Origin of the sequence: Nonomuraea composti, from assembly GCF_012034275.1 — a bacterium.
In the GTDB taxonomy this organism is placed as follows: domain Bacteria; phylum Actinomycetota; class Actinomycetes; order Streptosporangiales; family Streptosporangiaceae; genus Nonomuraea; species Nonomuraea composti.
The window spans coordinates 34,424-44,993 of the sequence record NZ_JAATEP010000028.1 but is presented as its reverse complement, the minus strand read 5'-3'; the positions used below and the strand labels follow the sequence as shown (position 1 = coordinate 44,993).

At 71.4% G+C, this 10,570-nt stretch carries 10 protein-coding genes; 4 read left to right on the top strand and 6 right to left on the bottom strand.

The genetic code is table 11. The features are described from left to right. Positions 1-36 precede the first annotated feature (36 nt). From HCN51_RS33310 to HCN51_RS33300, 3 genes are all read right to left on the bottom strand, one after another. Positions 37-1,257 carry a cytochrome P450 gene (locus tag HCN51_RS33310; RefSeq protein ID WP_168014999.1) on the bottom strand — a complete coding sequence of 407 codons (1,221 nt, stop codon included), beginning with the start codon at positions 1,255-1,257 and terminating at the stop codon, positions 37-39. 116 nt (positions 1,258-1,373) lie between these two features. Continuing rightward, entirely contained in the window at positions 1,374-1,715 is a 342-nt protein-coding gene (locus tag HCN51_RS33305) for a histone-like nucleoid-structuring protein Lsr2 (RefSeq protein ID WP_168014997.1), read from the bottom strand. A 313-nt stretch (positions 1,716-2,028) separates the two neighbouring features. After that, positions 2,029-2,805 (bottom strand): hypothetical protein, encoded by a 777-nt coding sequence (locus tag HCN51_RS33300; RefSeq protein ID WP_168014995.1) that lies wholly within the window; start codon positions 2,803-2,805, stop codon positions 2,029-2,031. Between the two features lie 292 nt (positions 2,806-3,097). Here HCN51_RS33300 and HCN51_RS33295 point away from each other — a divergent pair, with 292 nt between their 5' ends. After that, positions 3,098-4,360, top strand: a complete 1,263-nt coding sequence (locus HCN51_RS33295; RefSeq protein WP_168014993.1) for a pectate lyase — start codon at positions 3,098-3,100, stop codon at positions 4,358-4,360. 39 nt (positions 4,361-4,399) lie between these two features. Here HCN51_RS33295 and sigJ read toward each other — a convergent pair whose 3' ends face one another. Further along, positions 4,400-5,290 (bottom strand): RNA polymerase sigma factor SigJ, encoded by an 891-nt coding sequence (gene sigJ / locus HCN51_RS33290; protein ID WP_168014991.1) that lies wholly within the window; start codon positions 5,288-5,290, stop codon positions 4,400-4,402. 156 nt (positions 5,291-5,446) lie between these two features. Between sigJ and HCN51_RS33285 the strand changes: the two genes are divergently transcribed. Then, positions 5,447-5,884 carry a hypothetical protein gene (locus HCN51_RS33285; protein ID WP_080045993.1) on the top strand — a complete coding sequence of 146 codons (438 nt, stop codon included), beginning with the start codon at positions 5,447-5,449 and terminating at the stop codon, positions 5,882-5,884. 8 nt (positions 5,885-5,892) lie between these two features. Here HCN51_RS33285 and HCN51_RS33280 read toward each other — a convergent pair whose 3' ends face one another. After that, on the bottom strand, positions 5,893-6,732 hold the full coding sequence (locus HCN51_RS33280; RefSeq protein WP_168014989.1) for an NAD(P)H-binding protein: 840 nt from the start codon (positions 6,730-6,732) through the stop codon (positions 5,893-5,895). A gap of 126 nt (positions 6,733-6,858) precedes the next feature. Between HCN51_RS33280 and HCN51_RS33275 the strand changes: the two genes are divergently transcribed. Both HCN51_RS33275 and HCN51_RS33270 read left to right on the top strand, forming a co-directional pair. Beyond that, positions 6,859-7,434, top strand: a complete 576-nt coding sequence (locus tag HCN51_RS33275; protein ID WP_168014987.1) for a TetR/AcrR family transcriptional regulator — start codon at positions 6,859-6,861, stop codon at positions 7,432-7,434. Between the two features lie 101 nt (positions 7,435-7,535). Further along, on the top strand, positions 7,536-8,675 hold the full coding sequence (locus HCN51_RS33270; RefSeq protein WP_168014985.1) for a GDSL-type esterase/lipase family protein: 1,140 nt from the start codon (positions 7,536-7,538) through the stop codon (positions 8,673-8,675). Between the two features lie 19 nt (positions 8,676-8,694). On the opposite strand, the gene HCN51_RS33265 is transcribed toward HCN51_RS33270, so the two are convergent. After that, positions 8,695-10,569 (bottom strand): ABC transporter ATP-binding protein, encoded by a 1,875-nt coding sequence (locus HCN51_RS33265; protein ID WP_168014983.1) that lies wholly within the window; start codon positions 10,567-10,569, stop codon positions 8,695-8,697. Between the last annotated feature and the right edge of the window lies 1 nt (position 10,570).

Below are 10,570 nucleotides of genomic sequence, written 5' to 3'. Positions count from 1 at the left end.
GCGTGATCGGGGACGGCCGATCACGCCGGGCGGCGGTCACCAGACGACCCACACGTCCTGGAGGCCGCCCGAGATGCCGCCGGTGCGCAGGCGCAGGTCGTCGGGGTGGTCACGCAGCCGCAGGCCCGGCAGGCGCCGGGTCAGCGTGCCGAGCACCGTCTGCAGCTCCAGCCGGGCCAGCGGCTGGCCGAGGCAGTAGTGCGGGCCGGCGCCGAACGCGAGGTGCTGGGCGCCGTTCTCGCGCCGGGGGTCGAACCGGTCGGGGTCGGGGAACTTGGCGGGATCGCGGTTGGCGGCCGGGATGTTGGGGATCACGGTGCTGCCCGTGGGCACCGTGGTGCCGCTCAGCACGACGTCCTCGGTGATGAACCGGGGCACCCCGCCGAGCGCCGACAGCGTGCTGTCCATGCGCAGCACCTCTTCGACGGTGCCGGGGATCAGGTCGGGGTCGTCCACGACGTCCTCGTACCGCCTCCTGTCGGCGAGCAGCATCGCGGTCATGATCGCGATCATGTTGGACGTCGTCTCGTGGCCGGCCAGCAGCAGCCCCCGCACCGTGGAGACGAGCAGCTCGTGGCTCAGCCGGCCGTCCTCGGCGTCGGTGATCTGGGTCAGCTCGCTGAGCAGGTCGTCGCCGGGGTGGGCCCGGTGGCGCGCCACCAGGTCGGAGACGTAGGCGTTGAACTCGCTGTAGGCCTGGTCGACCTCTTCCTGCGTGAACAGGGTCAGCGTCAGCATCACGCGGGACCAGTGGGCGAACTTGTCCTGGTCCTCGCTGGGCGCGCCGACCAGCGCGCAGATCACGCGTACGGGGAGCGGCAGGGCCAGCCCCGACGACAGGTTGCCCGGCGCGCCCTTGGCCAGCATGGAGTCGAGCAGGTCGTCGGTCATGGCCTGGACCCTGGGCCGCCACGCCTCCATCTTCCGGAGGGTGAACCAGCCGCTGAGCAGCCGCCGCCAGCGCAGGTGCCCCTGGCCGTCGGGGACGCTCGCCGCGCCCTCCTTCTGGCGGCCGAAGATCCCGCCGTCCTCGGTGTTGGCCAGCCTGGCGGCGCCCTTTCCCGCGAGGTTGCGGCTGAAGCGCGGGTCGGCCAGGATCGCGCGGGCGTCGTCGTACCTGGTGACCATGGTGGCGACGTCGCCGCTCGGCAGTCGTACGTGCGCCACGGGACAGCGCTCGCGCAACTCGGCGTACTGCGGCGGCGGTTCCAGAGCGGTGGGGCGGTCGAACGGGAAATCGGGGATCGCGTCAGCCATCACCTTTGTCCTCCGACTGGGGAGTCCGACCTCTTCGAATATAAGAAGATCGTCAAATGCTGACAATCGTCTTGTCTCGATCAGGACGGATTCGGCGCCGCCACCACCCGGAACCTCTAGTGAGCGGCTTCGTACTGCTCCACGACGGTGGAGGCGATGCGGCCCCGCTCGCTGACCGGCAGCCCCTGGGCCTTGGCCCAGCGGCGGATCTCCGTGGCCTTCTCACGGCTGACCGCGCGCGAGGAGAGCGCGCCGGCACGACGGCCGCGAACACCGCGATCGGCGCGCACCGCGCGGGCCTTGGTGATATACGGAGCCAGAGCCTTCTCCAGCTTCTCCCGGTTCGGGCCCGACAGATCGATCTCGTAGTTCACTCCGTCGAGTGCGAACCTTGTCGTGCCCTCGGCCGCACTGCCGTCGATGTCATCGATAAAGGACTCAACAATACGCTTCGCCATAAGGGTGCTCCAATTAACGTCACGGGCTGCAGGTACTGTAGCCCGCTTCAGCACATCGTGCATCACCGAGGGGGGCCATACCTGCGCAAACGACTTTAGCGAACCGGCCCCGCGTCAGGCTGCGACTTGCGCATGATGGCACCGGACTGATGCTCGCCCGGGTCAACCCCGCCGGGTACGCGGGCGCCGATCCGCCGTCCTGACCCGCCGCTCAGACCGGCCCCGAGGGCATTGGCGGCGATTCCCCGGTATTGAAGTCGAATTCAAAGTTTCCCTTGCTGCATAGGGCTTTGCGGCGCCGCCCGGCCCCGCGTCAGGCGTCTTCAGGCTCGGGCGTGGGGGGCTCCACCGGCCGCGCCGTTTCCCACAGATAGTCGAACTGCCCGACCCAATAGGCGTACCACCGCTCGTGCCGCTCCCGGATGAGGTCCACGTGCATACGCGCGAAAGTCGACTGGCCGGCCCCGTGCATTTCGACGATGGCGCGGCCCTGCCAGGCTTCGGGGTCGGTGAGCACGAGGCTGAATCCCGGGTTGTACGGGAACAGCCGGTACTCCACCTTTCCCCGCGTCTTCCAGCCCCGCATGCTCGCGAGCCGTTCCAGCACCGCGTTGAGCGCGACGGGCAGGGTCTGGGTGCGGTGGGCGTCCGACTCGTCGAGCTGCCTGCGGGCGATCCGGATCGCCGTCTCCTCGTCCGGGTCGAGCAGCACGACGCGGACGGTGGCCTCGGGGTGGCGCAGCACGCCGGTGCGCAGGGTCTCGCACACCTGCGCGGTGAGCAGGTTGGCGGCCGACGGCGCGAAGATGCGCACGTCGCGGACGCCATCGAAGAGCCTGGTCACGGGGGTCTGGTCGAAGTCGGTGCGGTCGCCGAGCACGTCGCGCCCGCCGCGCTCCTGCTCGGGCAGGGTGGCGCGGTAGAGGAGCACGCCGACGCCGGCCAGCACGGCCGCCCACCTGACGTCCTCCGGCACGGCGTCGCCGGCGACCGAGACGACGGCGACGGCGGCCACGATCAGGGCCATCGTGTAGGCCTCGAGGTTCTTGCGTGCCCGTACGTCAGCCTTGATGCGCCGTACGAATCTCATCGCCACCGCCTCATCGCCACCGTCTCAACGCCGGCCCGATCCTGCCTCCATTCTGGAGCGCCGGGCGGCGGATCGCCCGCGTTCCGCGAGGTTCGCACAGCGGGCCGCCGGTGAAACTTTCATCGCCGTCGTGAGCCGCCGATCAGCCACCGACCTGGGGCTCGCGCAAGGGTGTTGCAGGGATGTGCAACCGGTTGCAGCGGTCGCTTCCCGGAGCCGTTCCCGCTGTGGTTGACTCGCCCTCACTTCGGGAAAGCGCTTACCCATTCCTCTTCTCGAAAGGGAGATCGGCGTGCGCGAAAAGGAACGTCTCGGCAGACGGCTGGCCATCGTGCTGGCCACCGGCCTCCTCGCGACCGGAGGACTGGTGGTCGCGCTCAACGGCCCCGCCTCGGCCGCCCCGTCCAACGGCAACTACACGCTGGTCAACGGCGGAAGCGGGCTGTGCGCCGCCGTGCCCGGCCAGAGCACCGGCGACGGCGTCCAGCTCGTCCAGAGCGCGTGCTCCGGCGGCGCCGGACAGGTCTTCACGCTCACCTCCTCCGGCAGCGGCTACCAGATCAAGGCCCAGCACAGCGGCAAGTGCGCGGGCGTCCGCGACGCCTCCACCTCGGCCGGCAAGGCCGTGGAGCAGGAGAGCTGCACCGGCGCCGCCTCGCAGACCTGGCAGCTCACCGCCTCCGGGTCGGCCTACCGCGTGGTCAACGGCAACGGCGGCAAGTGCCTCAACGTCAAGGACAACTCCACCGCCTCCGGCGCCGTCCTGCAGCAGAACTCCTGCGACTCGGCGTCCACCAAGCAGTGGACGCTGCAGCCCGCCGACGGGGGCTCGGGCCCCGACCCGACCCCCACACCGACCGTCACCCCGACCAGCGGCGGCGGTGACGGCAGCGGCGCGTGGCCGACCGCCAAGGGCAGCCTCAAGATCACCGACACGCAGCAGGTCACCAACTTCGACGGCGGCATGAAGAGCTACTACGGCATCGGCGACGGCGGCCAGAGCGAGAGCCAGGACCCGATGTTCGAGGTCGCCAACGGCGGCACGATCCAGAACGTCATCATCGACGCCCCCGCCGGCGACGGCATCCACTGCCTCGGCTCCTGCACCATCCGCAACGTGTGGTGGAACGACGTCGGCGAGGACGCCGCCACGTTCCTCAGCTCCAGCTCCTCGGCGACCTACCTGGTGGACGGCGGCGGCGCCAAGTCCGCCTCCGACAAGGTCTTCCAGCACAACGGCGCCGGCACCGTCACTATCAAGAACTTCCAGGTGCACAGCGCCGGCAAGCTCTACCGGGCGTGCGGCAACTGCTCCTCCTCCTACAAGCGCAACGTGGTCATGGACGGCGTCACCGCCCGCTCCACGAAGGTGCTGGCCGGCATCAACACCAACTGGGGCGACACCGCGCGCTTCAGCCGGATCACGGTGTACGGCAGCGCGGTCATCTGCGAGAAGTACAAGGGCGTGCCGAAGGGCAGCGAGCCCACCAAGATCGGCGAAGGCGCCGACGGGGTGAACTGCATCTACTCCGCGTCCGACATCACCTACAAGTGACACCTCCTGAGCCCCCGGCCGTCCAGACCGGCCGGGGGCTCACCCCGCCCGGTCGTCGGGGATGGTGGCCAGCTTGTCGGGGTTGCTGACCACGTACACGTCGCGGACGTGCTCCCCGTCGGCGGCCAGGTCCAGCACCATCACCGCGAACGGCCCGTCCTCGGCGAACAGCACCACGGACGGATCGCCGTTGACCTGCCGGTACCGCAGGTCGACGTGCTCGTTGTGGCGGGCGCCGGCGACGATCGTGCGGGCCACGCCGTCCCGGCCGCGGATCGGGCGCGGCCCGGCCACCGCCGACTTGCCGCCGCCGTCCGGCCACAGCGTGACGTCGGGCGCGAGCAGCTCCATGAGCGCCGCCAGGTCCCCGCCGAACGCGGCCGCCACGAACCGCTCGGTCACCTCCTGGTGCGTCCGCCGGTCGACGCGGGCCCTCGGCCGCCGCGCCTGCACGTGCTCGCGGGCCCGGTGCGCGATCTGCCGCACCGCCGCCGGGCTGCGGTCGATCATGGCGGCGATCTCGGTGTGCCGGTAGGCGAACACCTCGTGCAGCACGAACACCGCCCGCTCCAGCGGCGTGAGCGTCTCCAGGACGACCAGCACCGCGATCGAGACCGACTCCCCGCGCACGGCGGGCTCGGAGGCGTCGGTGGCCAGCGGCTCCGGCAGCCACGGGCCCAGGTAGGTCTCCTTGCGCCGGCGCAGCGTGCTCTGGTGGGCCAGCGCCTGGTTGACCGCGACGCGCACCAGGTAGGCGCGGTGGTGGCCGATCTCCTCCAGGCTCTTGCCGGACCAGGCCAGCCACGTCTCCTGGAGCACGTCCTCGGTGTCGCCCACCGTGCCGAGCATGTTGTAGACGATGGAGAACAGCAGCTCGCGGTGCTCGGCGAACACCTTCGCGACCGTGTCCTCCCGGTTCTCCCCGGACATCCTCGAACCCCCCGTCATCTTCCTGATCCGCCCACCAAGAGCCCCGGCGGGGTGCCGAGTGTGACATGGGGCGGGCGGTTGTGATCCGGGTCATGGGTGTCACAAACGTGCTCGCTGCGACGTCTAAGAGGTAACTGAGTGATAGCGAGGTGAATCATGGCCTGGCGGATCGCCATGGACGCCACAGAGGCGACGCTCTCGGCGAGCACGTCCCCCGACCCCCTCTTCACGCTACCCAGCCTCGACGGCGCCTTCTACCTGCGGCCCGGCGGCGGGCTCGCCGGGTTCGCGCTGCGGCTGCCGCTGCCCGCGCGCCGGGGCGAGCCTCAGGACCTGTGGTGGGAGGCCGCCGACCTCGATCGCGAGGGACGGGCCTGGCTGCGGCTCGGGCAGCACGAGGTGTGCCGGGCGGTGTCGGTGCTGTGCGCCGAGATCCCCGGTGAGCGGCCGTACGAGAAGATCGTCCTGGAGACGGCGTTCTCCTCGTGGAGCCTGCGGCTGCCCGGGGTGCCACTGCTGCGCCCGCGCCGGCTGACGCTGCGGCTGTTCAGCGAGCTGCGCCCGGCGGAGAGCACCCCGGACCTGCCCCGCTGAGCCGGCGCTCAGCGGAAGTCCGCCACGTGGTCGGCGGCCCACTGCGCGTACGTGCGGGCGGGCCGGCCGGTGAGCTCCTCGACGAGGGAGTTGACCGGCGCGGCCTTGCCGACCGTGGCCTCCATCAGGTCGAACAGCGCGTTGACGAAGGCCCGGTCCATGAACTGCGCCAGCTGCTCCCTGACCGGCCCCGCGTCCAGCTCCTCGAAGCGCAGCGGGCGGCCCAGCGCCTCGCCGAGCACGCGCACCTGGTCGGCCTGCGTCATGGACTCGGGCCCAGTCAGGCCGTAGACCCGCCCGGCGTGCCCGTCGCCGGTCAGCGCCCCGGCCGCCACCGCCGCCACGTCCCGCTCGTGGACGGGCGCGCTCGTGGCGCCCGCGTACGCGCCGCGCACGACATCGGAGCCGCGCAGCTGCATCGCGTACGACAGTGAGTTGATCGCGGGGAAGAACAGGCGCAGGAACGTCCACTCGGCGCCCGTCTCCTTGATCGCCTGCTCGACGCCGTGGTGGTAGGCGGCGATCACGTCGGGCTGCTCCGTGGCGCCGTCGATCACGGCGCCGGAGGACAGGAACACGATCCGCCCCACCCCCGCCTGCCGCGCGGCCCGCAGCAGCGGCGCGGCGTCGAGGCCGTAGGGCAGGACGAGGAAGAGCGCGCGCACGCCGCTCAGCGCCGGGGCCAGCGTCTCCTCCTGGGTGAGGTCGCCGCGCACGACCTCGACGCCCTCGGGCAGGCCGGCCTGCTCCGGGGCCCGGCTCAGGGCCCGCACGGGGTGGCCCCCGGCGGCGAGCGCCTCCACGGTCTGCCTGCCGAAGTGGGCCGTGGCCCCGACGATCAGGATCATGTCGTCCTCCTCTGTGCGTCGTTGTCACCTCACCCTATCAGAACGGAATGCTTTGTTCCAATGCATGGATTTGCCTAAAGCCTTTAGGTAGTTACATACTCGCTTAAGGCAAATGGAGGAACACTTATGGCACGAGCGGGTCTGACCACGGAGCTCCTGGTCCAGGCAGGGGCGGAGCTGGCCGACGAGGTCGGGTTCGAGCAGGTCACGGTCTCGGCCGTGGCCAGGAAGTTCGGCGTCAAGGTCGCCAGCCTCTACTCCCACCTGAAGAGCTCCCACGACCTGAAGACCAGGATCGCCCTGCTCGCGCTGGAGGAGATGGCCGACCGGGCCGCCGAGGCGCTGGCCGGGCGGGCCGGCAAGGACGCCCTCATCGCCTTCGCCGACGTCTACCGCGACTACGCCCACCAGCACCCCGGCCGCTACGCCGCGGCCCAGCTCCGGCTCGACACCGAGACGGCGATGGCCAGCGCCGGGCCCCGGCACGCGCAGATGACGCGGGCCATCCTGCGCGGCTACGACCTGGCCGAGCCCGACCAGACGCACGCCGTACGGCTGCTGGGCAGCGTCTTCCACGGCTACGTCAGCCTGGAGCTGGGCGGCGGGTTCGACCACAGCGCGCCCGACACCCAGGAGACCTGGGCCCGCACCATGGACGCCCTCGACGCCCTCCTCCGCACCTGGCCCGCCCGCACGCCGTAAGCCCCTCCCCCGCACCCGGCCCGCCCGCACCCCCTGCGCCCGCACCCCCCTGCGCCCGCACCCCCTGCGCCCTCTCCCCGTCACAACGATCGGCTGACACCATGCTCATCACCACGCCCATCACCGCCGGCCTCCTGCGCGGCGCCCTCGATCTGGAGCCCACCGAGCGCGGTCTGCTGCCGCACCGGCTGCCCGCGCGGGCCCGCGCCCAGTGCGCCGACGGCCAGCTCGCCATGGCCGAGTCGCAGCCCTCCGGCGTACGCCTGGCCCTGCGCACCCGCGCCACCACCGTCGAGCTGGACACGCTGCCCACCAAGCGCCTCTACACGGGCGCGCCGCCCCGCCCCGACGGCGTGTACGACCTCGTCGTGGACGGCCGCCTCACCGGCCAGGCCACGCTCGGCGACGGCGACACGATCACCATCGACCTGGCCACCGGAGCCACGCAGACCCGGCCCGGCCCGGTCGGCACCGTCCGCTTCACCGGGCTGCCCGGCCGCGACAAGGACGTCGAGATCTGGCTGCCGCACAACGAGACCACGGAGCTGGTCGCGCTGCGTACCGACGCTCCCGTGGAACCCATGCCGGACCGCGGCCGCCGGGTGTGGCTGCACCACGGCAGCTCGATCAGCCACGGCTCCGACGCCGCGAGCCCCAGCACCACGTGGCCCGCCCTGGCCGCGAGCCTGGCCGGCCTGGAGCTGATCAACCTCGGGCTGGGCGGCAGCGCGCTGCTCGACCCGTTCACCGCCCGCGCCATGCGCGACACCCCGGCGGACCTCATCAGCATCAAGATCGGCATCAACGTCGTCAACGCCGACCTGATGCGGCTGCGCGCGTTCGGCCCGGCGGTGCACGGCTTCCTCGACACGATCCGCGAGGGCCACCCGACCGCGCCGCTGTTGGTGGTCTCGCCCATCTACTGCCCGATCCACGAGGACACGCCCGGCCCCTGCGCGTTCGACCTGTCCGCGCTCAGCTCCGGCAAGCTGCGCTTCCGCGCCACCGGCGACCCGGCCGAGCGCGCCGCGGGCAAGCTCACGCTGGGCGTCATCCGGGACGAGCTGGCCCGCATCGTCGAGCAGCGCCGCGCGGAGGACCCGAACCTGCGCTACCTCGACGGCCGCGACCTCTACGGCGAGGCCGACTACGCCGAGCTGCCGCTGCCCGACGAGCTCCACCCGGACGCCGCCACCCACCGCCTCATCGGCGAGCGCTTCGCCAAGCTGGCCGGCTTCTGACCCCTGTCGGAGCAGGTCGTCAGCGGTCGGCCATGGTGTCGCGGGCAGCGGCCGGCGCTTCGTCCTCCTGGTCGTCGTCGATGAGGAAACCGCCCGACTGGTGCCGCCAGAGCCGGGCGTACGGGCCCTGCGCCTGCAGCAGCTCGCTGTGGGTGCCCTGCTCCACGATGCGCCCCTTGTTGAGCACGACCAGCCGGTCCATCCGGACGACCGTGCTCAGCCGGTGGGCGACCACGAGCGCGGTGCGCCCCTGCATCAGCCGCCACAGCGCCTCCTGCACGAGGATCTCGCTCTCGGAGTCGAGCGCGCTGGTCGCCTCGTCCAGCAGCAGGATCGGGGCGTCGCGCAGGATCGCGCGGGCCAGCGCGATGCGCTGCCGCTGCCCGCCGGACAGCTTGACGCCGCGCTCCCCCACCAGCGTGCCGAACCCGTCGGGCAGCGAGTCGGCGAACTCGGTGACGTGCGCCGCCCGCGCCGCCTCGATGATCTCCGCCTCGGTCGCGCCGGGCCGGGCGAAGGCGATGTTGTCGCGGATCGACCGGTGGAACATGGCCGGCTCCTGCGGCACGTACGCGATGAGGCTGCGCAGGTCCGCCTGCCGCAGGCGGGAGATGTCCTGGCCGCCGATGAGGATGCGGCCGCCGTCGATGTCCATGAGGCGCAGCAGCAGCCGGGTGAGCGTGCTCTTGCCGCCGCCCGACTGGCCGACCAGGCCGATCCTGGTGCCGCTGGCGATGTCGAGGTCGAGCCGGTCGAACAGGGGCGGGCCGTTGTTGTAGGCGAACCGCACCCGCTCGAAGCGCACGCTCGCGTCGGCCGGCCGCAGCGGCTGCGGGTCGGCCGGGTCGACCACGGTCGGCGGGTCGAGCAGCAGCTCGGTGAACTGGGCGGCCTCGGTGAGCACGCTCTCCAGCCGCCGGTAGATCTGGTTGAACTCGAACATGATGCTGATCGTGTTCGTGTAGTACGTGAAGGTCACCACGACGGCCTCCACGCCCAGGCCGCCCCGCAGCGCCACGGCGAGGAGCAGGCCCACGGCGCTGGTCAGGACCGACATGGGGGCGACCACGGTGTCGACCCGCAGGTTGCCGTAGTCCCACGAGCGCAGCGACAGCCTGGTCTGCTCGGCGATCCTGGCGCGGTGCTCGCTGGCCTCGCGGTCCTCGGCGGCGAACGCGCGGACCGTGTCCATGTTGGACAGCACGTCGGCCACGTGGCCCGACACGCGTACCTTGGCGGCCTCGCGCTCGTCCACCAGCGCCTGCCGGCGGCGGATGAGCGGGGCGACGAGGAAGCCCGTCACCACGATCAGCCCGAGCAGCACGACCACCAGCAGCGGGTCGTAGTTCCACAGCACCACCGAGGCGAAGGCCAGCGGCACCAGCTTGGCCATGATCGAGAACGTCATCGTGTCGACGAAGTCCTCGAACCTGCTGGAGAAGCCCAGCACCCGCTTGGTCAGCGAGCCGGCGAAGTTGTCGTGGAAGAACGCGGCGTCCTTGACGAGCAGTTCGTCCATGCCGACGACGCCGAGCCGTTCGATGCCGCGCGCGTCCGTGCGGTTGAGGAAGTGCAGGCCCACCCGCCAGAACACCTCGCCGAGCAGCAGCAGGCCGCCGAAGCCGAGCACGTATGGCAGCAGCGTGCCGATCGTGCCGTCACCGCCGGCGGCGAGCCGCCCGACGAGCCCGGCCACCGCGAGCGGCGCCAGGTAGAACAGGCAGACGTTGCCGAGGGCCGGGAGCGTCAGCGCGGGCGCGGCGACCCGCCACTGACGCTTCAGCTCGCCGAAGTAGTGGCGCAGGACCAGCAGGATCGCTGATTTGCGCGGGGACGTGGAGTCCGAGGGAGCGGTGCTCTCCTCGGAGCCCTGTTGTGTTTCGAGCACAGTCATC